Here is a 25,982-nt window from a genome sequence, read left to right on the forward strand (position 1 = left end):
ACACACCCCGAGATGCCCTAAATCAATCGTCATCAAACCATCACTTTACAGCCGCCCAATCCCCGCCTACCTCGGGTACAAAGACCCTTAATCAGGAGTTCACAAATGCGTATCGCGATCCTCGGCGGCGACGGTTTCGTCGGCTGGCCCACGGCCCTCCACCTGTCCAACGCGGGCCACGAGGTCCACATCATCGACAACCTCTCGCGCCGCTGGATCGACACCGAACTCGGCGTCCAGTCCCTCACGCCCATGGACTCCATCCAGGAACGCTGCCGCATCTGGAAACAGACCTCCGGCGAAACCATCCGCTTCCACCTCCTCGACCTCGCCAAGGAGTACGAGCGCCTCAAGGCCTGGCTTGCCGACCACCAGCCCGACGCCATCGTCCACTTCGCCGAACAGCGCGCCGCGCCCTATTCGATGAAGACCGACCGCCACAAGGTCTACACCGTCAACAACAACACCAACGCGACGCATAACCTGCTGGCCGCCATGGTAGAATCCGCCCCCGAGGCGCACCTGGTCCACCTCGGCACCATGGGCGTCTACGGCTATTCCTCCGTCGGCGCGCCGATCCCCGAGGGCTACCTGGACGTGACCATCGACACGCCCACCGGCCCCAAGGACCAGCAGATCCTCTACCCGACGCGCCCCGGCTCGGTCTATCACATGACCAAGTCGCTCGATCAGATCCTCTTCCAGTTCTACGCCCAGAACGACGGCCTGCGGATCACCGACCTGCACCAGGGCATCGTCTGGGGCACCCACACCGACCAGACCCGCCGTCACGAGCAGCTCATCAACCGCTTCGACTATGACGGCGATTACGGCACCGTGCTGAACCGCTTCCTCATCCAGGCCGCCATCGGCTACCCGCTGACCGTGCATGGCACCGGCGGGCAGACGCGCGCCTTCATCCACATCCAGGACTCGGTGCGCTGCATCGAACTGGCGCTTGGCGACGCGCCGAAACACGGCGACCGGGTGAAGATCTTCAACCAGATGACCGAGACCCACCGCGTGCGCGACCTCGCCGCGCTGATCTCGCAACTGACCGGGGCCGAGGTGAAAAACCTCCCCAACCCGCGCAAGGAAGCCGCCGAGAACGACCTGATCGTGAACAACGCCCAGTTCCTCGCGCTGGGTCTGAACCCGATCACCCTGGCCGAGGGGCTCCTGTCCGAAGTCGTCGACGTGGCGAAGAAATACGCCCACCGCATCGACCGCTCCCGCGTCCCGGCGGTGTCGGCCTGGACCAAGGACATCGCGCAGACGGTCGACCACGACCCCGAAGGCAAGGCGCTGCGCGAAGTCTCATGAGAACCGCTTACGTCACCCTGGTCACCAACGCGGATTTCGCGTTGGGTGCCAAGGCCCTGCTGCACTCCCTCAACCTGACACGCACGCAGGCCGACCGCGTCGTGCTGCACACCGGCGGCACCCCGTCCGAGGCACTTGCCCCCCTCGCAGCCCTCGGCGCGACGCTGGTCCCGGTCGACCACCTGCCCACCTCCGACGCCTTCAACGCAGCGCACGCGAAATCGGAAATCCACGGGCGCAACCCCTTCACCAAGGGCGAAAAACCCGCCTTCCACACGCCGCTCGACAACTTCTGCAAGCTGCGCCTGTGGCAACTCCCCTACGACCGCGTGATCTTCCTCGACGCCGATACGCTGGTGATCCGCAACATCGACCGCCTCTTTGACTACCCCGAATTCTCCGCCGCGCCGAACGTCTACGAAGCGCTCTCCGACTTCCACCGCCTGAACTCCGGCGTCTTCACCGCCCGACCGTCCGAGGACACGTTTCAGCGGATGCTGGCCACGCTCGACACCCCCGGCGCCTTCTGGAAACGCACGGACCAAAGCTTCCTCGAAAGCTTTTTCCCCGACTGGCACGGCCTGCCGGTCACCTTCAACATGCTGCAATACGTCTGGTTCAACCTTCCCGACCTCTGGCACTGGCCCAGCGTGAACGTCATCCACTACCAGTATGAAAAACCTTGGCAAAACCACGCCAAGGCCAACCGTTTGCGCCCCCTGATCGACCTCTGGCAAACCTACGCCCAGGGCGACACGCCCGACCTCGCCGCACTGGAAAACCCAAGGTGATCGCACTTACCGGCGCTACCGGCCTCGTCGGCCAATGGCTGCTGCCGCTGGCGGACGTGACCCTTGGCCGCCAGCCCTGCGGCAAGCCGTGGCAGCGCTGGTCGCTGACTGGCCCCGCGCCAGACCTCACAGGCGTCACCACGCTCATCCACGCCGCCTTCCACCACGCACCCGGCAAGTATCGCGGCGGCGAGGGAGACGACCCGGACGCCTTCATCGCCGCCAACCTGCACGGCACGCTGCGCCTGTTTACCGCCGCCGCCGCGCAGGGCGTCGAACGCATCCTGTTTCTCAGTTCCCGCGCGGTCTTTGACGGCTTGCCCGAGGGCACCGACCTGCCCGAAACCCGCGCCCCCAATCCGAAATCCCTCTACGGCCAGGTCAAGGCGCAGGCCGAAGACCTCCTCTTCGACCTCCCCCTCACCGGCCTCTCGCTGCGCGCCACCGGGATCTACGGCCCCTCCGCGCCGAGCGCCCCGCCGCACAAGTGGACCACGCTTTTCGCCGACCACCGCGCAGGCCGACCCATCGCCCCCCGCCGCGGCACGGAACTGCACGGGCAGGACCTGACGCAGGCCGCCCGCCTGCTGCTCACACAAACCCAGGGCGGCCCCGTGCACCTTTCCGACATGATCCTCGACCGCCACGACCTGCTGACCGAGGTCAACCGCCTCACCGGCTGCCCGCATCCACCGCCGCCCTGCGCCGACACCCCCGTCAGCCCGCTCAGCTGCGACCGCCTGCACGCCCTCGGCTGGCACCCCGGCGGCATGGCCCGACTCAAGGCCGCGCTGCCCGCCATGCTCTGATGCACGCAAACGGACGCCCGCCCCCGGGCCCGTGTCCAGACTTCTCGTCTACTTCTTGGTGAAAATACCCCTCGCCGGAGGCATCCAACCGCGCAACCCAGAGCGCCGTTAACCCATGGCCCGACACGGTGACACGAAACCTTACCAACCGGCCGGAAGTCCCCCCGAAACCGGCCGGTTCGGCCCTTAAAAACGCTTAACCTGCGTAAACGCAGCTTCATCCGTTGTGGACAAGCACCCTCGGCCCCACAACATCCGGGGCCCCAAGGGGTCGCGCGCCGCGTTAACCTCTGCGGCCCACCGCGCGGATCTGCCTAAAACCCGGGCAAATCAACCCGCGCTTAACCTCTTCGTCAAAGCGGTTCGATATCGCCAAGCGCCACGCCCGCGTGGAAATCCGCCTCGAACGCGGCAAAGCGCCCCTCGCCGATCGCCGCCCGCATACCGGCCATAAGCTCTTGATAATAATGCAGGTTGTGCCAGGTCAGCAGCATCCCCGCGATCATCTCCTTGGCCCGAACGACATGGTGCAGGTAAGCCCGCGAATAGCCCGTGCAACAGGGGCAGGAACAGGCCTCATCCAGCGGTCGCGGGTCCTCCGCATGGCGCGCATTGCGCAGGTTCACCTGCCCCCGCCGCGTCCACGCCTGCCCGGTCCGCCCCGACCGCGAGGGCAGCACACAATCCATCATGTCGATGCCACGCGCCACGGCTCCCACAATATCTGCCGGTTTGCCGACCCCCATCAGGTAACGCGGTTTGTCCTGCGGCAGGAACTCCGGGGCAAAGTCGAGACAGGCAAACATCGCCTCCTGCCCCTCGCCCACGGCCAGCCCGCCGACTGCGTAACCGTCGAATCCGATCTCCGTTAACGCTTTCGCCGACTCCTCGCGCAGGTCCCGTTCCAGCCCGCCCTGCATGATGCCGAAGAGCATATGTCCGGGCCGGTCGCCAAAGGCTTCGCGCGACCGAAGCGCCCATCGCATCGACAGCCGCATGCTCTCTTCCAGCCGCGTCCGGTCCGCCGGAAGTGCCGGGCACTCGTCAAAGGCCATGACGATATCGGACCCCAGAAGCCGTTGAATTTCCATCGACCTTTCCGGCGTCAGCTCGTATTTCGTGCCGTCCACATGGCTGCGGAAGGTCACTCCCTTCTCGGTCAGCTTGCGCAACTCCGACAGGCTCATCACCTGGAACCCGCCCGAGTCCGTCAGGATCGGCTTGTCCCAGTTCATGAACCGGTGCAGCCCCCCCAACCGCGCCACCCGCTCCGCCCCCGGACGCAACATCAAGTGGTAGGTATTCCCCAACAGGATATCCGCCCCCGTCGCCGCCACACTCTCCGGCATCATCCCCTTCACCGTCGCGGCCGTTCCAACCGGCATGAAGGCAGGCGTGCGGATCTCGCCCCGGGTCGTGGAAATCACCCCCGTCCGTGCGCGCCCGTCTGTGGCCTTCAGCGTGAACCCTGTCGTCATCTTGCGCGCCTCCTGCTTCTGCTTGGTCCAAATACTCAAACCCACCGACCGACACCAGTGCCACGCGGCGGCACCCGCATCCGCGCCACAGGCCCCCACGGCAGGCGCAAGCCTGCTCCCTTGCGCGCCGCAGGCGCACCTTTTGGTGAACCCGCCCTTAAAGCGCCAAGATTATCCGCTATCCAAATCTTGCCCCGCAGCCAAGGATACACCACCCTCGTGTTCATGAGTCCCAAGACCCCCGGCTTTCCGGCCCTGCTTGATTTGTACGAGACCCGCCGCGCCGCCATCGACTGCGCCCCCGGCGAAGGACTGCCCGATGCCGATGTGAACCTCGCCCCCCTGACGCTGCAAATCGTCGAAGACCCCGACGAAGACCCGGCCCACCAGTCGCCCTTCCGATCGGGTTTTCACCGCAAGCACCACGCCATCCGCAAGGAACTCCAAGGGCTTAGCGAGCTTTGCACCTTGCACGGGCTGCTCATCGCGCACCTGCGCAAACGCGACTTCCCCGATCACGCGCCCTACCTGTTTCACCGCCTCTGGGACGAGCACGCCGACCACCTCTTGGAACATCTCGACCCGCGCTGGCAGGTCTCGGCCATCACCACCTTTGGCGATCACGGGTTGACCGCGACGCAGCGGGCCACCGGGCTGGCGCTCTCCACCCTGTTCGCCATGATGAAGCTCTACGAGACCGAGCGCCTCTACTCCGGCCTGCGCCCCGAACACCCCCACCCGGCGGCCAAGCGCCTCAAGGCCACGCTCCCCATGGACATGGACCCCTACGCCCTCGTCGGCGGCGGACTGGACGTGAACACCCTCGCCCGCCTCTGGCAAGAGGGCGAGGGCGACGCCGTCATCGCGCCCCTCGCCCATCACCTGCTGGGCCAGCTCCTGCACGACGACCGCGCGCTGTTCCACCGCTTCGCCCTGATGCGCGCCGAGAAAGAGGCACAGCGCGCCGAAAAGCGACCCGCGCCAACACCGCAGGAGAATGCGCCCGAGGTCCAAGCAGAAGACCCGCCCAAAGCCCTGCCCAAGGCCCCGGTCAAACAGGCCAACCACCCGGACAGCCTCGACACCCTGCGCTGGGGGATCGTGTCCACGATCAAGGCCCCTCTGCCGCAGATCGCCCGCTTCGCCGCTCATCACCTCGACCTCGGGGCCCATGCGCTGCACATCTACCTCGACGCGCCCGACGCCGAGGCCACGGCCTTCCTTTCGCAACACCCAAAGATCCGCGTCACCACCTGCGACGCCGACTACTGGCAGCAACAGGGCAAGCGCCGCCCCGAGGCGCACCAGCTGCGCCAGCCCTACAATGCCACGCAATGCATGAAGGGTCCGGGCAGCGACCTTCACTGGCTTGGCCACCTCGACGTGGACGAATTCCTGCTTTGTGATCGCCCCATCGCCGAACCCCTCTGGGAGGCCCCTTCCCGCGCCGCCTTTGCCCGCATAGCGCCGATGGAAGCGCTGGCCCCCGAGAGCGGCGACCCGACGCACTTCAAACTGTCGCACGTCGAAGCGCAGGTAAAGAAATCCGAACTTCAGGACATCTACCCAACCTTCGGCCTGCACCTCTACGGCGGGTTCCTGTCGCACACCGCTGGCAAGGTCTTTGCCCGCACGGGCATGCCTGACACCCGCCTCGGCATCCACGCGCTGAAATACCGTGGCCAGGAGGCCCGTAACGCCTGCACGCCCGAAGGCCTGCGCCTTGCGCACCTGCACAGCCCGTCATGGCAGCATTTCCGCGCCCACCTCGATTTTCGCCTCGACAAGGGGTCCTACCGCCCGCGCGGACGCAGCAGCCATATGGGACCGTCCGAGTTGTTCGCCTTCCTCATGCAGGAGGACGGTGACGAGGGTCTGCGCGCCTTCTTCGACGAGGTTTGCGCCGACACGCCCGCGCTGCGCGACCGCCTGTCTCAGCGCGGGATGCTGGTCACCCATGACCTGGACCTCGACGCCAAGGTCCGCCGCGTCTTTGGCAGCCTGCCATGACGACCTGGGGCACCGTCACAACGGTGAAGGCACCGCTGGAGGCCATCCAGCGCTTTGCCGCCTGGCATCTGGAACAGGGTGCGCACCGCATCTACCTGTACCTTGACGACGATGTGTCGGACACGCTGGCCGCGCTCAAGGCGCATCCGAAACTCCGCGTCCTGCACACCGATGCCGCCTATTGGGCGAAGCGCAAGGGCCGCCCGGACAAGCACCAGGTGCGCCAGTCGATGAACGCGCGCCATTGCAACAACCGCAAGCCCGAGGTCGACTGGCTGACCCACATCGACGTTGACGAGTTCCTGATTTCGAAAACCCCGATAGATCAACAACTTACTGACTTGACAGCTGTCAACTTCTGCGCCCGCGTCCGCCCGATCGAGGCGCTCGCCCCCGCCCCCGCCCCCGACACGCCCGAGGGCGAGACCCTCTTCAAGAGTTTTCACCTCGACCAGAAGGCACGGCAGGACGCCTCCGAGGCCTGCTTTCCCACATGGGGCCGCCATCTGTCAGGCGGCTTCCTGTCCCATGTCGCCGGGAAGCTGTTTTTCCGAACCGGCCTGAAAGGCCTGCAAATCAAGATCCACAAAATCATCCTCGACGGCGTGGAAAACCCCGGAATGGTGCCCCTGCCCGGCATCGCGCTTGGCCACTTCCACGCCGACAGCTGGGATCATTTCCTGTCCTCCTACCGCTATCGCCTGACGCGCGGCTCGTATCGGGACGAGCTGAAGGCGCAGGTCCGACGCTCTGGCGCGCTGAAGCTTCACGACCTGTTCACCCTGATCGAGGAAGACGGCGGCGAACCCGCGCTGAGGCAGTTCTTTGACGAGGTCTGCACCGCCACGCCGGACCTGATCCGCCGCCTTGAGGCCGAAGGCTTGCTGCGCCGCCACCGCCTGAACCTGGAGGCCTTGCGGGCAAAACACTTCCCCGACAGCGCCTGACAGCGCGTCAAATCGGCCTAACCTGCACCCTTTATTGACGTTTCAACACTTTTTCACTATGGGAGCGGCAGGGGATGAAAGCGAAACGAACGCCAGGCCGACCGGGCCTTCCCTCAGACATACGCGCGGGCCAAGGTTTCAGTGTCCGCAACCATACGGACATACATGACAAAATTCTCTGATCTGAACCTCAGCCCCAAAGTCCTCCAGGCCATCGAAGAGGCCGGCTACACCACGCCGACCCCGATCCAGGCCGGCGCGATTCCCTCTGCGCTCGAAGGCAAGGATGTGCTGGGGATCGCCCAGACCGGGACGGGCAAGACCGCGTCCTTTACCCTGCCGATGATCCACAAACTGGCCCGTGGCCGCGCCCGCGCCCGTATGCCGCGCTCGCTGGTTCTGTGCCCCACGCGCGAATTGGCTGCCCAGGTCGCCGAGAACTTCGACACCTATTCGAAGCACGTCAAACTGACGAAGGCCCTGCTGATCGGCGGCGTGTCCTTCAAGGAACAGGATGTGCTGATCGACAAGGGCGTCGACGTGCTGATCGCCACCCCGGGTCGCCTTCTGGACCATTTCGAGCGTGGCAAGCTGCTGCTGACGGGCATCGAGATCATGGTGGTGGACGAAGCCGACCGGATGCTTGACATGGGCTTCATCCCCGATATCGAACGTATCTTCTCGCTGACGCCGTTCACGCGCCAGACGCTGTTCTTCTCGGCCACCATGGCGCCGGAGATCGAGCGCATCACCAACACCTTCCTCTCGGCCCCGGCCCGGATCGAAGTGGCCCGTCAGGCGACCGCCTCGGAAAACATCGCGCAGGCCGCCGTGGTCTTCACGCCGTCGCGCCGTGATCGCGAAGCCAGCGAAAAGCGCGCCGTCCTGCGCGCGCTGATCGAGGCCGAGGGCGAAGCCTGCTCCAACGCGATCATCTTCTGCAACCGCAAGGTGGACGTGGATATCGTCGCCAAGTCGTTGAAGAAATACGGCCTGAACGCCTCGCCGATCCACGGCGACCTCGACCAGAAGCAGCGTATGGCGACGCTGGACGGTTTCCGCGACGGATCCGTTCGCTTGCTGATCGCCTCTGACGTGGCGGCGCGCGGCCTGGACATTCCTGCCGTGACCCACGTGTTCAACTTCGACGTGCCCAGCCATGCCGAGGATTACGTCCACCGCATCGGTCGCACCGGTCGCGCCGGGCGTTCGGGCAAGGCCTTTACCATCTGCACCCCGCGTGACGAGAAATACTTCGACGCGGTGGAAAAGCTGATCCAGAAGGAAATCCCGCGCATCGACAACCCGGTGAAGGTCGAGGCCCGCGAAGAGCGCAAGTCTGACGACCGCGAGGAAAAGAAGACCTCCAGCCGCAGCAGCCGTTCGCGGTCTTCGTCGTCGGATCGCAAAGGCTCTGAACGCGCGTCGGACCGGTCAGCAGACCGTTCGTCGGATCGGTCGAAATCTGACAATCGGTCTGACAACCGCAGCGATAACCGGCAGGACAACCGCCCCGACTATCGGCGCAACGATCGCAATGATCGCCGCGACAACAATGTCGTGGGCATGGGTGACCATATGCCCGAATTCATCGCGCTCAGCTTTGACGAGCGCCGCGCCAGCTGAACGTTCAGCGTTCCAGCTGCAAACCCGCGATAAAACTGTAGAGGTCCGGTGCAGCACGCACCGGATTTTTTTCTGTGTCCTCGCGCCAGAAGATCTGACCCTTCGCCGCGCCTGTCAGTCCGATCAACCACTCCGAATCCATAAGCCCGCCAAGGGCAAAGGGCATCGGATCCTGCACCGACTGGCGCAAGAGGTACTCGGGCGCATAGACCGACGACAGGCTGTCCCGCGTCGCGCCAGCCTCCAAAGGCAGCGGAAACGAAACCTGTCCGCCGACATAGACCGCACCATAGGCCGACAGAAATTTCCGATACGCCTCTGGCAAGGGCTGTCCAATGTGCGCAGCGAGATCGTCCAGCGAATCCTGTGTCTCGCCGTCCCCAGTGCCATATGTCTTCCAAATTTCGCGCAACCTGTCTGAAATCGCGAAACCCGTCGCCGGATCAATCTCTCCAGTCAAAGTTTCGTAAGTGGAGTCTGGCGGTTCGGGCGGCGCTTCGCGATGGTGCAGCCCTTCGATGAACGCAGAGAAACTATTTGCCACCACGATCGGGTCATCCAGATCCGAGCGGAACCAGACTTGTCCCGCGACTGGTGCAATCTCGAGGAAGAGCGTGCCGTGCCCGCTATAATCTCCCGCCACAGGCAGCACTTGCTGGCCCTCGGGAAACTCTGCGTATTCCTCCATATTCCGTATCCAGTCCGGGATCAGCAGAACCGAGATGTCGCCGCCATCGAATCTCGTCGGCTCCCGGTCCTCCCAACTGCGAAAGCCATACTGCCGGACATATCGGACGTAGTCCTCTGGCAAAGGGCCACCGGCTATCGCCGCGATCTCCTGCAATTGCTGGTCCGTCACGCCCATCCCATGCTCCGTCTCTGCCCGAGCCGCACCAGACAAAAGTACGGCAGACAATGAAACGCCCGCCGCGAACCAGCGCGACGGGCGAGCCAAATCTGTCGGCAAGCCAGTCAGTCCAATTGCGCCGTCATTGTGATCTCGCAGCTCAGAAGCTTCGAGATCGGGCAATTCGCCTTCGCCGTTTCAGCCGCTTTCATGAAATCTTCCTCCGACGCGCCCGGAACCTTTGCCGCCACCGTAAGGTGGGATTTCACCACGGCAAAGCCCCCATCCTGTTTGTCCATATAAATCTTGGCAGTGGTCTTGATCTCTTCCGGGGTCAGATCGCTTTCGCCAAGAATCATCGACAACGCCATGGAGAAACAGCTGGCATGGCCCGCGCCGATCAGTTCCTCGGGGTTGGTGCCCGCGCCATCCTCGAACCGGGTATTGAACCCGTAGGGTTGGTCCTGCAGGGCGGTGGACTCGGTGGACACCGTTCCTTTGCCTGTCTTCAGGTCACCCATCCACTTTGCGGAACCGGCTTTCTCGATCATTGGAAACTCCTTTTCGTTCTTCCAAGACCAACGTTCAACCCTGCCCCGCGTTCCGACTTGCATTCCGAATTTGTTAACCACGATGCAGGAAAACGGCGGCGCAGGATCAACCCAAGGGTCACCGATGAGCGCATCACCGCGCCTCAAGGACGCGCGCCGCCATCCCCGAGTCGACATCCGGTTGGGGGTGGTCATTCACCAGGACGGGTTCGAAATCCCGGGCAGGCTGCGCAATATTTCGGCCTCGGGCGTGCTGGTGGAACTGACCCCTGCCGCGACAATCGCGCTCAGGCTCACCCCGATGATGCTCGAAATCCCCGGGATCGGGCTGTTTCCGATCAAGGTGGCCTGGCGCGGCATGTGTCGCTTTGGGGCCGGTTTCGAAATCTCCGAGGCGATGCGCCATCACCTCGTGACGCAAATCACAGCGTTGAAACGGTCAAATGTGCAGGGAACTCCTGCACGGAACATCGCCTCGGTGTTGATCGCACCGCTTATCGTGACAAGTGGTCCGCGCATCGCGCGGACCTTCCCGATCAGCTCAGGCGGCTGACCACAACCGTCACCTCCGGCTTTTTACCGATCTCGTTCAGGCAGGTCTGACGCACGATCCGGCGCAGCCCTTCCTCCAGCTTGTCATCGTCGCGAATGGTCTTGTCCCCCGCGCGACCCATGAATTGGCCAAGGTCCGCTTCGAGGATTTCCACCAGCGGCACATGGCTGCGCCCGATTTCGGCGAGGCCCATCAGGTCGCACCACGGATCCCCCAGAGGCTCGTCATCCTCGTCGATGATGACAGTCACCACAACATGGCCGTTCAGCGCCATGCGGATACGATCGCGGACAATGCCATCCAGCGCGCCGATCTGCACCGTGCCGTCGAGGTAGGTCCGCCCGGTCTCGATATATTCGGCCACCTTGGGCGCATTGCCCGTCAGGTCGATCATCATGCCGTTGACCGCGAGGATGCCCTGACGGTTGCGCGCCTCCGAAATCTTCACGTGTTCGCGCAGGTGGCGGTGTTCGCCGTGCATCGGCACAACGATCTGCGGCTGCACCACGTCCTGCATCGTCTCCAGGTCGGGGCGGTTGGCGTGGCCCGAGACGTGGTAGTCGCCCATGGAGTCATCCACCACGTCCACGCCCTTTTCGGACAGGGCGTTCATGATGCGGATCACGTCCTTCTCGTTGCCCGGAATGGTCTTCGAGGAGAAGAGGAACAGGTCACCCTCCTTCAACTCGATCCCGTTGAACTTGCCCCGAGACAACTGCGCCGAGGCGGCGCGGCGCTCGCCCTGCGAGCCGGTCACGATCAGCATCAAAGATTCACGCGGGATCGACGCCGCGTCCTCGACCTGCACCACCTTGGGGAAGTCCGTCAGCACGCCGGTTTCCACTGCCGCCTCGATCATACGACGCATGGCGCGACCCAACAGGCAGATCGACCGCCCGGCCCGCTCGCCGGCCTCGGCCAGCGTCTTGACCCGCGCGACGTTGGACGCAAAGGTCGTAGCGACCACGAGGCGCGGTGCCCCCTCGACCAGCTTCGTGACTGCGGGGCCGACGATGACCTCGGACCGACCCGGATTGCGCGAGAACACGTTGGTGGAATCACATACCAGCGCCTTGACCCCGCCCTTGGACACCTCGGCCCAAAGGTCCGGGTTCCACGCCTCGCCCACCAGCGGTTGCGTGTCCAGCTTGAAATCGCCCGTGTGGATCACCCGCCCCGCCGGACTGTCGATCACCAAACCCGAAGATTCTGGGATCGAGTGCGAAATCGGCAGGAAGCCCACGGTGAAGGGCCCGATCTTCTGCGTTTCCGGCCAAGGCGAGCAGGTCTTCACCGCCTTGCCCTCGATGCCATATTCGGCCAGCTTGTGCCGCGCGATGTTCGCGGTGAAGGCCCGTGCATAGACCGGCACGCCAAGTGCCTCGAAGGTATGACCCACCGCGCCCACGTGATCCTCGTGCGCGTGCGTGATGATCAGACCGTCGATGCGGTCCTTGTTCTGTTTCAGCCAGCCGATGTCCGGCAGGATGATGTCCACGCCCGGCGTGCCATCCATGTCCGGAAAGGCCACCCCCATGTCCACGACGATCAGGCGCTCGGCACCCGGTTTGCCATAGCCATAGACATAGCAGTTCATGCCGATCTCGCCGGCGCCGCCCAGGGGCAGGTATATCAGTCGCTCTTCGCTCATCGCTCGAGCCTCTCTTGTTCTTGCGCGCGCGACCCCTTGGCCCCGCGCGGAGTGTGTCGCGTCAGACCGCTTCGGCCAACGCCTTGTTGTGTTCGTAGATGACGGTCAGGCCGTGCATCGTGAGGAATTCGTCAAAAGCATCAAATAGCGGCACGGCCTGCTGGAACAAGGGCGCAAGCCCCCCCGTGGCAATCACCCGCATGTCGCGGCCGCGCTCTTCCTTGATGCGTTCACAGATCTCGCGGACCAGCCCGACATAGCCCCAGAAGATCCCCGATTGCATGCAGGCCACGGTGTTGGTCCCCACCACCTGCATGGGCCGCGAGATGTCCACATGCGGCAAGGCTGCCGCCGCCTGGTGCAGGGCCTCGAGGCTCAGGTTCACGCCCGGCGCGATGACCCCGCCGATATAGGCCCCATCCCGCGCCACCACGTCAAAGGTCGTCGCCGTGCCGAAATCCACGATGATGAGGTCGCCGCCGAACTTGTCGTAACCCGCAACGGTATTCACCAGCCGATCAGGCCCCACGGCGGTGCCGGCGTCCACCCGCACCTCGATGGGCAGGCTGCACTCCGGCTTGCCCACCACGATGGGCCGCGTCTTGAAGTAGCGATCTGCCAGAACGCGCAGGTTGAACACCACGCGCGGCACGGTGGTCGAGATGATGACATCGGTGATCTCGGCGTCGATCTTCTGGAACTCCATCAGCGTCGACAGCCAGACGTAATACTGGTCCGCCGTGCGCTGGTGCTCCGTCGCCGTCCGCCAGGTCGCGATGAACGACGTGCCGTCCCAGATCGAGAACACGGTGTTGGTGTTGCCGCAGTCGATGGCAAGCAGCATGGAAGACCTTTCAGAAGAACACGTCCGCAGCCGCGATCATCACCCGGCCTTGCGCGGTGTTTAGGACAAGTTGACCACTGGCGTCCACCGTCTCGAATGTGCCGGTGTGGGTGTCCTTCGCGGTCCGCGCCGTGATGACCTCGCCAAGACGCGCAGCACGGGCCAGCCAGGCCTCGCGGATCGGCTGAAACCCGTAGGTGACAAAGGCATGCTCCCGCACCGCCCAAGCCGCCGCCAAGGCATCCAGCAACTGCTCCGGCGATATCCGCACCCCGGTTTCTTCCAGCAGCGACACGGGTCGCACGGCCCCGGCCTCGACCTGCTCCGCCGAGGGCGCTGCCAGCAGGTTCACCCCGATCCCGATGGCCAGACCGCCGCCCGCCAGACCCTCCAGCAGGATGCCCGCCACCTTGCCGCCATTCAGCAAAACGTCATTTGGCCACTTCAATCCCAGCGCCGCCTCGGCCCCGGTCAACTCCGCAAAGGCATCCCACAGCGCCAGCGACGCCACGAAGGACCGCAAGGCCACCACCTCCGGCGCCTCGGTCGGGCGCATCACCAGCGTCGCGGCAAAGTTCCCGACCGGAGCGGTCCAGGCCCGCCCGCGCCGCCCCCGCGCCGCCGTCTGGCTCAGCGCACAGATCCACTCCGGCCCCGCCAGTTCCGGCAATATCCGCGCCGCCTCGGCATTGGTGCTGTCCACCTCCGCCAGCACCCGCCGCCCATATCCCTCAGGCCATGCCATCGCGCGGCGCTCCTTGCTTCTTTGGTTTTGGAAATACCTCGGGGTTTGGGGCCGAGCCCCAACCGCGCCAGAGGCGCAAAAACAGCGACGCGCCCCGAAAGGGGCGCGTCTCGATCAGATCACGACGATCCAAGCTCAGTTGACCAGCGCAACAGCCGCCGCTTGCGCCGAGTCCTGCAGTTGCACCGAAAGGCCCAGCGGGTTGAACACCGCCAGCACGATGATCAGCGCGGAGACCGCCAGGAAGCCCGACAGCACCGGCGAAGACGAGCGGTCCAGCGCGTCCTCGCGGTCTTCACCGAAGTACATGAAGAACACGATCCGCAGGTAGTAATAGGCCCCGATCACCGACGCGACCACACCGGCCACCGCCAGCCAGATCATTTCCGCCTCGACCGCCGCCATCAGCACGCCGTACTTGGCAAAGAAGCCCAGCAGCGGCGGCACACCGGCCAGCGAGAACAGCAGCACCAGCATGGCCAGCGCCTTGCCCGGCTCCTTCTTGGAATACATCCCCAGCGCACCGATATCCGTCACCGGGTTGCCGTCACGCTCCATCGACAGGATGAAGGCAAAGGTCCCGACGTTCATCGTCACGTAGATCGCCATGTAGATCAGCATGTTCTGCACGCCGATCTCTGTCCCGGCTGCGAGGCCGATCAGAGCATAGCCCATGTGCGCGATGGAGGAATAGGCCATCAGTCGCTTGATGTCCTTCTGGCCGATCGCCGCAAAGGAGCCGAGGAACATGGACAGAACCGCCAGAAGCGCGATGACCTGCGACCAATCCGGAATGGCATTGCCGAAGGCGTCGAACATAACGCGGGCGAACAGGCCCATGGCCGCGACCTTGGGCGCCGTGGCAAAGAAGGCCGTGACCGGGGTGGGCGAACCTTCGTAGACGTCCGGGGTCCACATGTGGAACGGCACCGCCGAAACCTTGAACGCCATGCCGGAGATCATCATCACCAGGCCGATCAGCAGGCCGATGGTCAGCTGACCCTCACCCGCCGCCGCGATGATGCCCGAGAACAGCGTGGTCCCTGCAAAGCCGTAGACCAGCGAGGCACCATACAGCAGCAAGCCCGACGACAGGGCACCCAGCACGAAGTACTTCAGGCCCGCCTCGGTCGACTTGACCGAGTCACGGCGCAGCGACGCCACGACGTAGAGCGACAGCGATTGCAGTTCGAGGCCCATGTAGAGCGACATCAGGTCGCCCGCCGAAACCATGACCATCATGCCGACGACGGCCAGCGTCACCAGCATCGGGTATTCGAAGCGCAGCAGCCCGCGGCGCGCCATGTAGCCCTCGCTCATCAGCAGCACGGCGGCCGCCGACAGCAGGATCGTCACCTTGGCAAAGCGCGAGAACGCATCATTCTGGAACATGCCATGGAAAGCCTCCACGTCCCCGGACCCGGTTGCCCCGATCCAGAAGCCCATGACGATGAACAGACCAGAGGTCACCCAGACCAGCATCGGGGCCAGGTTGTCCTTTGCCGTGTAGACCGTGCCGACCAACGCAATCATAGCGTAGAGCGACAGGATGATTTCCGGCAGGATGATGTTCAGATCAGCCGACATCGTTACCCCTCTCAGTGTCCAGAAGTGGCGACCTGCGTCTCCGCAGACCGGCCCGCGCTTTCCAGCGCCATGTCATAGTGCGAAACCAGCGCCTCGACGCTCGGCCCGATGCGGTCCAGGACCGGCGCCGGGTAGACACCCAGCCACAGGGTCATGGCCACCAGAGGCGCAAAGATCATCTTTTCGCGGCGCGTCATGTCCTTGATGGTCTTCAGGCTTTCCTTGATGAGGTCGCCCATGACCACGCGGCGGTACAGCCACAGCGCATAGGCAGCCGACAGGATCACGCCGGTCGCCGCGCCAGCCGCCACCCAGGTGTTGACTTGGAAGATGCCTGCGAGCGTCAGGAACTCCCCGATGAAGCCCGAGGTGCCCGGAAGGCCCACGTTCGCCATGGTGAAGAACATGAAGATCAGCGCATAGGCCGGCATCCGGTTCACCAGACCGCCGTAGGCGTCGATCTCGCGGGTGTGCATCCGGTCATAGATCACGCCGACACAGAGGAACAGCGCCCCAGAAATGAACCCGTGCGAGATCATCTGGAAGATCGCGCCGTCGAGGCCCTGCTGGTTCGCCGCAAAGATACCCATGGTCACGTAACCCATGTGCGCGACGGACGAATAGGCGATGAGCTTCTTCATGTCCTCCTGCACCAGCGCCACCAGCGAGGTGTAGATGATCGCGACGACCGACAGGGTGAAGACGAAGTTCGCCATCACGTCAGAGCCCACCGGGAACATCGCCAGCGAGAAGCGGATGAAGCCGTAGCCGCCCATCTTCAGCAGGATCGCCGCCAGCACGACCGAGCCCGCGGTCGGTGCCTGCACGTGCGCCTCGGGCAGCCATGTGTGCACTGGCCACATCGGCATCTTCACCGCGAAGGAGGCGAAGAACGCGAGGAACAGCAGCGTCTGCATGCCGCCCACGATGTGGATGCCCAGTACGCTGAAATCGTCCGAGGCAAAGTTATGCGTCAGCAGCGACAGCTCGCAGCCACCGATGCAGGTGGTGCCCGCGTCTGCGTACATCGCGATCATTGCCACCAGCATCAGCACCGAGCCGAGGAAGGTGTAGAGGAAGAACTTGAACGAAGCGTAGATGCGATCCTTGCCGCCCCAGATACCGATGATGAGGAACATCGGGATCAGGCCCGCTTCGAAGAAGACGTAGAACAGGACCAGGTCCAGCGCCATGAACACGCCGAGCATCAGCGTTTCCAGCATCAGGAAGGCGATCATGTATTCGGTCACGCGATGCTTCACGTCCCAGCTGGCCCAGATGACCAGCGGCATCATGAAGGTGGTCAGCATGACGAACAGCACCGAGATGCCGTCCACGCCCATGCGATAGCTCAGGCCCATCAGCCATTCACCCTCTTCCAGCATCTGGAAGCCGGTGTCCGAGGCGTCGAACTGCGCCAGGATGAACAGCGAGATGACAAACGTCGCCACCGAGGCAATGAGCGCCAGCCACTTCGCGTTGCGCTGCGCCGCCTCGTCCGATCCACGCAGGAACACCGCGAGGATCAGGGCCGCCAGCGCGGGCAGGAAGGTGACGATGGAGAGAAGGTTCGACATCAGTGTGCCCCTCCGGAGATAGACATCCAGGTGACCAGGACCGCGATCCCGATGACCATGGCAAAGGCATAGGTGAAGATGTAGCCGGACTGCGCGCGACCTGCGAGACGGGTGACCCAGGGCACGATACCCATGGCAAGACCGTTGATCCCGCCCTTGATGATCGCCTCGTCACCGGCTTTCCACAGGATGCGGCCCAGTTTCTTGGCGGGCTGCACGAAGAGGAAATCGTAGATCTCGTCGAAGTACCACTTGTTCAGCAGGAACAGGTACAGCGGGCGCTGGTTCTCGGCCAGACGCTTGGGCAGCGACGGGTTCACGATGTAGAACCAGTAGGAGACCGCGAAACCGATCAGCATTGCGATGAAGGGGCTGACCTTCACCCAGGTCGGCGCGTGGTGTGCGTCATCCAGAACGGTGTTGTCGGCGGCCATGAAGATCGCGCCCTGCGGGGCCATCCCGTGATCCGCACCATGGTCGGCGGCAGCAGCCTCGCCATGGCCCTCAGTCGGGGCGGCGTGGTCGGCATTCGCCGTGTCGGCGGCGGCCTGCAATTCGGCGTTGCCTTCGACGTGGGACATGTCTGCCACCTCGTGATGCGCGGGCATCCCGAAGAAGGACAGCAGCTTGTCATGGTCGCCGAAGAAGGAATTGTACCAGATCATCCCCGAGAAGATCGCCCCGAGCGCCAGCACCCCCAGCGGAATCAGCATGACCGTCGGGCTTTCATGCGCGTGCTCATGCGTGTGCTTGTCGCCGCGCGGCTTGCCGAAGAAGGTCAGGAAGATCAGGCGCCACGAGTAGAAGGACGTGAACAGCGCCGCGATGACCAGCATCCAGAAGGCGTAGCCGCCTGCGGTGCCTGCCCATGCGCTTTCGATCACGGCGTCCTTGGACAGGAAGCCCGCGAAACCGAAGTGGGTCAGCGGGATGCCGACGCCGGTGATGGCCAGCGTGCCGATCATCATCGCCCAGAAGGTCAGCGGCAGTTTCTTGCGCAGGCCACCGTAGTTCCGCATGTCCTGCTCGTGGTGCATCCCGTGGATCACGGAACCCGCGCCAAGGAACAGCATCGCCTTGAAGAAGGCGTGCGTGAACAGGTGGAACATGGCGACCGAGTAGACGCCCACACCGGCGGCCACGAACATGTAGCCCAGCTGCGAACAGGTCGAATAGGCGATCACGCGCTTGATGTCGTTCTGCACAAGGCCGACGGTCGCGGCGAAGAAGGCCGTGGTCGCCCCGAGGAAGGTGACAAAGGCCATGGCGTGCGGCGCGTATTCCATCAGCGGCGACATGCGGCAGACGAGGAAGACACCCGCCGTCACCATGGTCGCGGCGTGGATCAGGGCCGACACCGGGGTCGGACCTTCCATCGCGTCGGGCAGCCAGGTGTGCAGGAACAGCTGCGCGGATTTGCCCATGGCACCGACGAACAGCAGGAAGGCACAGACCTCGGCGGCGTTCCAGGTGCCCCAGAGGAAGGTCAGCTGCGTCTCGGCCAGCGCCGGAGCGGCGGCAAAGATGTCGTCGAAGCGCACGGAGTCCGTCAGGTAATACAGCCCGAAGATCCCCAGCGCGAAGCCGAAGTCACCGACGCGGTTGACCACGAAGGCCTTGATCGCGGCGGCGTTGGCCGAGGGCTTGCGGTAGTAGAAGCCGATCAGCAGGTAGGATGCGACACCCACGCCTTCCCAGCCAAAGAACATCTGAACGAGGTTGTCCGAGGTCACCAGCATCAGCATGGCGAAGGTGAAGAACGACAGGTAGGCGAAGAAGCGCGCCTTGTAGCTTTCTTCCCCGTGCTTGAAGTTGTCGTCATGCGCCATGTAGCCGAAGGAATACAGGTGCACGAGCGAGGACACGGTGGTGACGACAATCAGCATGATCGAGGTCAGGCGGTCCAGGCGGATCGACCAGTCGGTCGACAGCGTGCCGCTTTCAATCCAGCGCATGATCTGGATGTGCTGCGTTTCCGGACCATGGGTCAGGAAGACGATCCACGAGAACGCGCAGGCCAGGAACAGCAGCCCGGTGGTGATCCACTGGGCGCCGCGAATGCCGATGAACTTCCAGCCGAAGCCCGCGATCAGCGCGCCCACGAGGGGCGCAAAGAGGATGATGCTCTCCATCTGGGCTTAGCCTTTCATCACGTTGACGTCTTCCACGGCGATGGTGCCGCGGTTGCGGAAGAAGCAGACCAGGATCGCGAGGCCGATGGCGGCCTCTGCGGCGGCCACGGTCAGCACGAAGAGGGTAAAGACCTGCCCGGCGAGGTCGCCGAGGTGCGTGGAAAACGCGACGAGGTTGATGTTCACCGCCAGCAGCATCAGTTCGATGCTCATCAGCAGGATGATCACGTTCTTCCGGTTCAGGAAAAGCCCGAAGATGCCGATCACAAAAAGCACCGCGGCGACGGTCAGGTAATGTTCCAATCCGATCATACGTGTCCCTCCGGGCCTGTGCCCGCTCGATTTGGTCGTCTCGCCCCTTGGCGGGGCTCTCGTAGTCTTGGCGCCTTAGGCACCCTGCCCCGTTGCCGGAGCGATAATCACGCGCCCCTCAGGGCTTCGGCCATCTGCCCCTCAGGGCAGCGGCCGTTTCATCAGCCGCAGGCGGATCAGCTTTTCTTCCGCCCAGATCCGGTGCCGTCCGGGCAGGAAGGCGACCACCTTGGTCACCACCCAGACACCCACCGTCAGTTTCAACGCCCAGAACCCGGCGTAGAGCGCGAGCCCCACGGGCGAGAAAAGGATGTCCCAAACGCCGCTCATGCAGCGACCTCCGAAAGGCGCGCGGGCAGGATGCCCCCGCAGTCAGGTGCAAGGCCCCGCACGGGGCCCCGCAAGATCAGAGCCCCTGCCCCGGGCGCACGTCCCGCAGTTCCATGGCCTTGGCCGGATCGCGGTACATCTGCGCCAGAACGTCCTGACGCTTGACGTCCTTGCGGTGGCGCAGGGTCAGGACGATGGCGCCGATCATGGCGACCAGCAGGATCAGGCCCGCCAGCTGGAACAGCAGGAAGTAACGGTCGTACAGGACCAGACCCAGCGCGGCGGTGTTTTCCACACCTTCCGGTATCGGCGCGGACAGCTGCGCCGCCGCCACTTCGGAAGCTTCCCAGGCGCCGAAGGCCATGCCCAGTTCCATCAGGATCACGAGGCCGATCAGCAGGCCCAGCGGCAGGTACTTGGCCATCTCCGCCTTCAGCTCGGCGAAATCGACGTCCAGCATCATCACGACGAAGAGGAACAGAACCGCCACCGCGCCGACGTAGACGATGACCAGCAGCATGGCTACGAATTCAGCACCCATCAGCACGAACAGCCCCGCCGCCGACAGGAAGGCCAGGATCAGCCATAGAACCGAGTGCACCGGGTTGCGGCTGACGACCGTGAACAGGCCCCCGGCGATCACGCCCAGCGTAAACAGGTAGAAGGCAAAGACCATCATGTCTCGTCATCCTTTTTGTCGGCCATGACCTCGCGCGCCAAATCCATGGCGCGGGTCATGGCGGGTATGCCTGCGAACATCGACATCTGTGCGATGGTCTCGGCGATCTCTTCTTCGGTGGCGCCTGCCTCCATGGCATGGCGCACGGTCATTCTGAACGGCGTCTCAGCCTGCGCGCCCTGCATGGTGAGTCCCGCAAGGGTCAGCAGCAGCCGCGTCTTGGCATCCAGCCCCGACTTGGACAAGCCCTTGCCAAAGAACATTTCCATCGCGTCCTTGGACATGGTCGGCCAGAGCTTTTCGAACCCCTTGGGGTCAAACGATGTCATGGCAGGATTGAAGGCTTTCGCCATCTCCTGCGCCTGTTCCATCATCAGTTCAAAGGGGGTCTTGGCCGTCATTGCGCGTGCTCCTTCTGGAGGGTTGAAACCTCAACAGAACACTCGGCACGGCCACCCGCACAGCCGCGCGCCCGGACAGGCGTCCGGGTCGACAGCGGCAGGAAGCGGGCGGCAAAACAGGTCATCGGTAGGGCGCATCCAGTTCCAAGTTGCGCGCGATCTCGGCCTCCCAGCGGTCACCGTTCGCAAGGAGTTTCTCCTTGTTGTAGAACAGTTCCTCGCGGGTTTCGGTCGAGAACTCGAAGTTCGGACCTTCGACGATGGCATCCACCGGGCAGGCTTCCTGGCAGAAGCCGCAGTAGATGCACTTGGTCATGTCGATGTCGTAACGGGTTGTCCGGCGCGAGCCGTCGTCACGGGGTTCCGCGTCGATGGTGATTGCCTGCGCCGGGCAGATCGCCTCGCACAGCTTGCACGCGATGCAGCGCTCTTCGCCGTTGGGATAGCGGCGCAGCGCATGTTCACCACGGAAGCGGGGCGACAGCGGCCCCTTCTCGTGCGGGTAGTTCACCGTCGCCTTGGGGGCAAAGAAGTACTTCAGACCCAGCTGGAACCCTTTCACGAAGTCCGCCAGCAAGAAGTACTTGGCCGCCCGTCCATAATCGATGGAAGCCATCTACGCGCTCTCCTCTTTCACGGCTTCGCGGGCTGCTTCGAGCCGCTCGGCCTCTTCGGCGTCCATGATCGGGTCGCCGTGTTCGTCATATTCGTTCAGGGGCTGCGAGGCCTGCTCGGCCTCGTCCTCCGCCTGTTGCGCAACGGAAGAAGCACGCGGTGCATCCTCCATCGCCTGCATGTCCGCCGCCCAGCGAAAGATCGCGGCGGCGATTTCATTGGCTTGCGGCAGCAGGTTGCCCTGCGCGTCCATGTCCGGCAGCCCGCAATCGCGGACCACGAAATCGCCCAGGGCGATCATGTCGATGTACTTGGCGTCGAGGATGGCTTTGCGAAGGTCGGTCATCTGGGTTCTCCCATGCACGGGGCACACTTCATGCGTGCCCCTGCCCCGACCGTAGCACCGTCCTGCGACGCGCCCGTCAGGCAAACAGAAACAGTATGTTTCCGCGCTGCCGTCATATCAGCTCCCCACCGCCCAGCGGGTGTAGAGGCCCCAGAACCACTCGAACCGTGCGGCGAAGGCGACAAAGACCACCCAGGCCAGCGACATCGGCAGGAAGACCTTCCAGCCCAGGCGCATCAGCTGGTCGTAGCGGTAGCGCGGGGTGATCGCCTTCACCATCGAGAAGATGAAGAAGACAAAGACCATCTTGATGCACATCCAGAAGACGCCATCGGGCAGGAATTCCACCGGCGACAGCCAGCCGCCAAGGAACAGCAGCGACACCAGCGCGCACATCAGCACGACGGCGGTCAGTTCGCCGATCATGAACAGCAGGAAGGGCGTCGAGGAATATTCCACCTGGTAGCCCGCCACCAGTTCCGATTCCGCTTCGGGAAGGTCGAAGGGCGGGCGGTTGGTTTCGGCCAGCGCCGAGATGAAGAACAGGATCATCATCGGGAAGTGAGGCAGCCAGTACCACGACAGGATGCCCATGCCGTCCTGCGCCGCGACGATGTTGCCGAAGTTCAGCGAACCGGAGGAGATCACCACGCCGATGATGATGAGGCCGATGGAGACCTCATAGGAAATCATCTGCGCCGCAGACCGCAGCGAGCCGAGGAACGGATACTTCGAGTTCGACGCCCAGCCGCCCATGATGACGCCGTAGACTTCGAGCGAGGAGATGGCGAAGACGTAAAGGATCGCCACGTTGATGTCCGCGATCACCCAGCCGTCGTTGAAGGGAATCACCGCCCAGGCGATGAAGGCCATGACCAGAGACACCATCGGCGCGAGGAAGAACACGAAGCGGTCCGCGCCCGCCGGGACGACGACTTCCTTGACGATGTATTTCAGGAAGTCCGCAAAGGACTGCAGCAGGCCGAACAGGCCCACCACGTTCGGACCGCGCCGCATCTGGACCGCGGCCCAGATCTTGCGGTCGCCCCACATCAGGAACGCCAGCGATACGAGAAGTGGCACCAGCAGCGCGAGAATCGTGAACACGATCCAGATCGCGATACCCCAGGGATTGTCGGAGAAGAATTCAGCCATCAGGTCCTCACACCATCGGTATTCCGTTCTCGGCGCAGGCCAGAGCGGTGACCTCTGCGTCGATCGTTCTCAGCCCACGGGGCAGCGCCGCCGAGATGGTGTAAACCGCATCTCCACGCCAGAGGCCACCCTCTTCGTATACATTTGTACGCACATGTCGTGCGAAGCCGTAGCCACGGATCAGCGCATATTGCGCCGCCGCACATTCGGCATATTCGTCCACATCCGTGGACGACCGCGCGCCCTTCATGGCCACGCGGAAGTTCACCAGGTCACCGTCCAGCAGGTGCGTTTCCACACCCTGATAGGCAGGGTTGTACGGCCCCTGTTGCGCCTGCGACGTGTCGCAGGCACCCAGGGCACCGAGGGCCAGCATGGCTATCACCCCACCCACGCGCACTTATTCCGCCGCCATGGGCGCGGCCTCGCGCTCTTTTGCGAGGCGGGACAGTTCCGCCATGACCTCGGAGGCACGCGCGATCGGGTTGGTCAGCCAGAAATCCTTGACCGCGTAACGGAAATCGGCGTCGCCCAGCGACCCGGCCTCCAGAGGCTGCCATGCGTTTTCCGGCACTTCGTCGATCTGCGCCAGATGCGGCACATCGGCGACCAGCGCCTGACGCAGCTGCGCCAGCGAATCCCACGGCAGCTTGGCCTCCAGTTCCGCCGACAGCGCCCGGAAGATCGCCCAGTTTTCCTTGGCCTCACCCGGAGCGAACCCGGCACGCAGCGCCAGCTGCGGACGGCCTTCGGTGTTGACGAACAGGCCCTGCTCCTCGGTATAGGCGGCGCCCGGCAGGATCACGTCGGCGCGGTGCGCGCCACGGTCGCCGTGCGAGCCCTGGTAGATCACGAATGCGCCTTCGCCGATCTCCACCTCGTCCGCGCCGAGGTTGTAGATCACGTCCGCCTCGTTCACCGCGTCCATGCCACGGTCATTGACCGCACCCACGTCCATCGCACCCACGCGCGATGCGGCGGTGTGCAGAACCATGAACCTGGACGACCCGGCTTCGGCCATCTGCATCGCCGTGCCCAGTACCGCTGCGCCATCGGCCTCGTTCAGCGCGCCTTGACCGACGATCATGACACCGGCCACGCCGTCCTTGTCGGAATGGTCCATCTTGGCGAGGTTCGCCAGCGCCGCGCGACCCGTGCCCAGTTCGATCACCGGGAAGGTTAGGTCCACCGGCGCACCGATGCGCGCCACCTTGGCACCGCGCGCCCATGCCGCACGGATACGGCTGTTCAGAACCGGCGCTTCCTCGCGGGGATTGGTGCCGATCAGGAGAATCATCTCGGCCGAATCGATATCCTCGATCGCCGCCGTGCCGACATAGCCCGACCGATTCCCGGCGGGCAGCTTTGCCCCGTCGGTGCGACATTCGACGACACCGCCCTGCCCCTCGACCAGTTGCTTCAGCGAGTAGACTGCCTCGACCGGGGCGAGATCACCGACCAGACCGGCCAGCTTGGACGCGCCCTTGATCTTGGACGCGGCCAGCGACAGCGCTTCGGACCACGACGCCGGTCGCAGCTTGCCGTTCTCGCGCACGTAGGGGCGATCCAGACGCTGGCGGCGCAGGCCGTCCCAGACAAAGCGGGTCTTGTCCGAGATCCACTCCTCGTTCACGCCGTCATTGTTGCGCGGCAGGATGCGCATGACTTCGCGCCCCTTGGTATCCACACGGATGTTCGACCCGAGCGCGTCCATCACGTCGATGGTCTCGGTCTTGGTGAGTTCCCAAGGACGGGCGGTAAAGGCGTAGGGCTTCGACACCAGCGCGCCCACCGGGCACAGGTCGATGATGTTGCCCTGCATGTTCGATTCGAGCGTCTGGTTCAGGTAGCTCGTGATTTCCGCATCTTCGCCGCGACCGGTCTGGCCCATCAGCGTCAGGCCCGCGATCTCCGTGGTAAAACGCACGCAGCGGGTGCAGGAGATGCAGCGCGTCATGTGGGTCTCGACCAGCGGACCAAGGTCCAGGTCGGTCGATGCGCGCTTGGCCTCGGTAAAGCGCGAGAAATCCACGCCATAGGCCATTGCCTGATCCTGAAGGTCACATTCGCCACCCTGATCGCAGATCGGGCAATCCAGCGGGTGGTTGATGAGCAGGAACTCCATCACCCCTTCACGGGCCTTCTTAACCATGGGCGAATTGGTCTTTACCTCGGGGGGTTCGCCATTGCGGCCCGGGCGCAGGTCGCGGACCTGCATCGCGCAGGAGGCCGCGGGCTTGGGCGGGCCGCCGACGACCTCCACCAGACACATCCGGCAGTTCCCGGCAATCGACAGGCGCTCGTGGTAGCAGAAGCGCGGCACTTCGATGCCCGCCTCCTCGCACGCCTGGATCAGGGTCATGGCCCCGTCCACCTCGATTTCCTGACCGTCGATGATGAGCTTGCGCAAGTCGGACATGCCGGTGCCTCTCCATTGCAGATGGCGGCGCTCCGACGAAAGTCGGGCGCGACTTGGCACGGGTTCTACCGCGCGTTTTGCCAACACGCCAGATGCAGGGGCCGGAAATTGGCCGGAAATTCCGGGAAAAATCGACGCGGGTGCGCCACTTGCATGCGCAAGCGCGAATGTGTGATCACATTCGCGCCCGTAAAACCCGGATTTTCACGCTCAATCACAGGGTAAGTAACTTTTCGTTAACCCGGAAGACCGTT

Annotated in this window: 25 protein-coding genes; 7 read left to right on the top strand and 18 right to left on the bottom strand. The window is 63.9% G+C overall.

Going from position 1 to position 25,982, the window contains the following annotated elements:
• Window positions 1-105 precede the first annotated feature (105 nt).
• The 3 genes from ACP16H_RS01140 to ACP16H_RS01150 are packed head-to-tail and all read left to right on the top strand — an operon-like array spanning window position 106 to window position 2,923.
• The gene (locus ACP16H_RS01140; protein WP_425070396.1) at window positions 106-1,323 is read left to right on the top strand and encodes an NAD-dependent epimerase/dehydratase family protein; all 1,218 of its coding nucleotides are present in this window, start codon (window positions 106-108) and stop codon (window positions 1,321-1,323) included.
• Window positions 1,320-2,114, top strand: coding sequence for a glycosyltransferase (locus tag ACP16H_RS01145; protein ID WP_425070397.1), 795 nt, complete (start codon window positions 1,320-1,322; stop codon window positions 2,112-2,114). Before ACP16H_RS01140 ends, ACP16H_RS01145 begins: the two co-directional genes overlap by 4 nt.
• Window positions 2,111-2,923, top strand: coding sequence for an NAD-dependent epimerase/dehydratase family protein (locus ACP16H_RS01150; protein ID WP_425070398.1), 813 nt, complete (start codon window positions 2,111-2,113; stop codon window positions 2,921-2,923). The genes ACP16H_RS01145 and ACP16H_RS01150 overlap by 4 nt, the downstream gene beginning before the upstream one ends.
• A gap of 353 nt (window positions 2,924-3,276) precedes the next feature.
• Here the strand turns inward: ACP16H_RS01150 and tgt are convergent, their stop codons facing one another.
• Window positions 3,277-4,401 (bottom strand): tRNA guanosine(34) transglycosylase Tgt, encoded by a 1,125-nt coding sequence (tgt, locus tag ACP16H_RS01155; protein WP_425070399.1) that lies wholly within the window; start codon window positions 4,399-4,401, stop codon window positions 3,277-3,279.
• Window positions 4,402-4,626: 225 nt separating this feature from the next.
• Between tgt and ACP16H_RS01160 the strand changes: the two genes are divergently transcribed.
• The 3 genes from ACP16H_RS01160 (at window position 4,627) to ACP16H_RS01170 (ending at window position 8,984) form a co-directional block, all read left to right on the top strand.
• Window positions 4,627-6,411, top strand: coding sequence for a glycosyltransferase family 2 protein (locus ACP16H_RS01160; RefSeq protein ID WP_425070780.1), 1,785 nt, complete (start codon window positions 4,627-4,629; stop codon window positions 6,409-6,411).
• The gene (locus ACP16H_RS01165) at window positions 6,408-7,358 is read left to right on the top strand and encodes a glycosyltransferase family 2 protein (RefSeq protein WP_425070400.1); all 951 of its coding nucleotides are present in this window, start codon (window positions 6,408-6,410) and stop codon (window positions 7,356-7,358) included. Before ACP16H_RS01160 ends, ACP16H_RS01165 begins: the two co-directional genes overlap by 4 nt.
• Before the next feature lie 165 nt (window positions 7,359-7,523).
• Window positions 7,524-8,984, top strand: coding sequence for a DEAD/DEAH box helicase (locus ACP16H_RS01170; protein ID WP_425070401.1), 1,461 nt, complete (start codon window positions 7,524-7,526; stop codon window positions 8,982-8,984).
• A gap of 4 nt (window positions 8,985-8,988) precedes the next feature.
• Here ACP16H_RS01170 and ACP16H_RS01175 read toward each other — a convergent pair whose 3' ends face one another.
• Both ACP16H_RS01175 and ACP16H_RS01180 read right to left on the bottom strand, forming a co-directional pair.
• Window positions 8,989-9,849, bottom strand: coding sequence for an SMI1/KNR4 family protein (locus ACP16H_RS01175; RefSeq protein WP_425070402.1), 861 nt, complete (start codon window positions 9,847-9,849; stop codon window positions 8,989-8,991).
• Window positions 9,850-9,956: 107 nt separating this feature from the next.
• Window positions 9,957-10,382, bottom strand: a complete 426-nt coding sequence (locus ACP16H_RS01180; RefSeq protein ID WP_425070403.1) for an OsmC family protein — start codon at window positions 10,380-10,382, stop codon at window positions 9,957-9,959.
• 124 nt (window positions 10,383-10,506) lie between these two features.
• On the opposite strand from ACP16H_RS01180, the gene ACP16H_RS01185 reads away from it, so the two are divergent.
• On the top strand, window positions 10,507-10,935 hold the full coding sequence (locus tag ACP16H_RS01185) for a PilZ domain-containing protein (protein ID WP_425070404.1): 429 nt from the start codon (window positions 10,507-10,509) through the stop codon (window positions 10,933-10,935).
• Here the strand turns inward: ACP16H_RS01185 and ACP16H_RS01190 are convergent.
• From ACP16H_RS01190 to nuoG, 15 genes are all read right to left on the bottom strand, one after another.
• Window positions 10,919-12,586, bottom strand: a complete 1,668-nt coding sequence (locus ACP16H_RS01190) for a ribonuclease J (RefSeq protein WP_425070405.1) — start codon at window positions 12,584-12,586, stop codon at window positions 10,919-10,921. The two genes, ACP16H_RS01185 and ACP16H_RS01190, sit on opposite strands and share 17 nt — an antisense overlap.
• 61 nt (window positions 12,587-12,647) lie before the next feature.
• Window positions 12,648-13,430: a type III pantothenate kinase gene (locus ACP16H_RS01195; protein WP_425070406.1), complete on the bottom strand. Its 783-nt coding sequence runs from the start codon at window positions 13,428-13,430 to the stop codon at window positions 12,648-12,650.
• Between the two features lie 10 nt (window positions 13,431-13,440).
• Window positions 13,441-14,175, bottom strand: coding sequence for a biotin--[acetyl-CoA-carboxylase] ligase (locus ACP16H_RS01200; protein ID WP_425070407.1), 735 nt, complete (start codon window positions 14,173-14,175; stop codon window positions 13,441-13,443).
• Window positions 14,176-14,310: 135 nt separating this feature from the next.
• On the bottom strand, window positions 14,311-15,762 hold the full coding sequence (gene nuoN, locus ACP16H_RS01205; RefSeq protein ID WP_425070408.1) for an NADH-quinone oxidoreductase subunit NuoN: 1,452 nt from the start codon (window positions 15,760-15,762) through the stop codon (window positions 14,311-14,313).
• An 11-nt stretch (window positions 15,763-15,773) separates the two neighbouring features.
• The gene (locus tag ACP16H_RS01210) at window positions 15,774-17,339 is read right to left on the bottom strand and encodes an NADH-quinone oxidoreductase subunit M (RefSeq protein ID WP_425070409.1); all 1,566 of its coding nucleotides are present in this window, start codon (window positions 17,337-17,339) and stop codon (window positions 15,774-15,776) included.
• Window positions 17,339-19,471 (bottom strand): NADH-quinone oxidoreductase subunit L, encoded by a 2,133-nt coding sequence (gene nuoL, locus ACP16H_RS01215; RefSeq protein WP_425070410.1) that lies wholly within the window; start codon window positions 19,469-19,471, stop codon window positions 17,339-17,341. The genes ACP16H_RS01210 and nuoL overlap by 1 nt, the downstream gene beginning before the upstream one ends.
• A gap of 6 nt (window positions 19,472-19,477) precedes the next feature.
• Entirely contained in the window at window positions 19,478-19,783 is a 306-nt protein-coding gene (gene nuoK / locus ACP16H_RS01220; RefSeq protein ID WP_005857510.1) for an NADH-quinone oxidoreductase subunit NuoK, read from the bottom strand.
• 141 nt (window positions 19,784-19,924) lie between these two features.
• A complete protein-coding gene (locus ACP16H_RS01225; protein WP_425070411.1) occupies window positions 19,925-20,113 on the bottom strand; it encodes a hypothetical protein in 189 nt (62 codons plus the stop codon).
• 76 nt (window positions 20,114-20,189) lie between these two features.
• Window positions 20,190-20,792 carry an NADH-quinone oxidoreductase subunit J gene (locus ACP16H_RS01230; RefSeq protein WP_425070412.1) on the bottom strand — a complete coding sequence of 201 codons (603 nt, stop codon included), beginning with the start codon at window positions 20,790-20,792 and terminating at the stop codon, window positions 20,190-20,192.
• Window positions 20,789-21,193, bottom strand: a complete 405-nt coding sequence (locus ACP16H_RS01235) for a carboxymuconolactone decarboxylase family protein (protein ID WP_425070413.1) — start codon at window positions 21,191-21,193, stop codon at window positions 20,789-20,791. The genes ACP16H_RS01230 and ACP16H_RS01235 overlap by 4 nt, the downstream gene beginning before the upstream one ends.
• Window positions 21,194-21,314: 121 nt before the next feature.
• The gene (nuoI, locus tag ACP16H_RS01240; protein ID WP_425070414.1) at window positions 21,315-21,809 is read right to left on the bottom strand and encodes an NADH-quinone oxidoreductase subunit NuoI; all 495 of its coding nucleotides are present in this window, start codon (window positions 21,807-21,809) and stop codon (window positions 21,315-21,317) included.
• A complete protein-coding gene (locus tag ACP16H_RS01245) occupies window positions 21,810-22,154 on the bottom strand; it encodes a hypothetical protein (protein ID WP_425070415.1) in 345 nt (114 codons plus the stop codon).
• A gap of 117 nt (window positions 22,155-22,271) precedes the next feature.
• Window positions 22,272-23,309, bottom strand: coding sequence for an NADH-quinone oxidoreductase subunit NuoH (nuoH, locus tag ACP16H_RS01250; protein WP_425070416.1), 1,038 nt, complete (start codon window positions 23,307-23,309; stop codon window positions 22,272-22,274).
• 7 nt (window positions 23,310-23,316) lie between these two features.
• Window positions 23,317-23,685 carry a hypothetical protein gene (locus ACP16H_RS01255; RefSeq protein WP_425070417.1) on the bottom strand — a complete coding sequence of 123 codons (369 nt, stop codon included), beginning with the start codon at window positions 23,683-23,685 and terminating at the stop codon, window positions 23,317-23,319.
• A gap of 24 nt (window positions 23,686-23,709) precedes the next feature.
• Complete coding sequence (nuoG, locus tag ACP16H_RS01260; RefSeq protein ID WP_425070418.1) at window positions 23,710-25,728, bottom strand: NADH-quinone oxidoreductase subunit NuoG; 2,019 nt, start codon at window positions 25,726-25,728, stop codon at window positions 23,710-23,712.
• Window positions 25,729-25,982: the final 254 nt, after the last annotated feature.

Origin of the sequence: Sagittula sp. S175 (assembly GCF_049800975.1) — a bacterium.
Lineage (GTDB): Bacteria > Pseudomonadota > Alphaproteobacteria > Rhodobacterales > Rhodobacteraceae > Sagittula.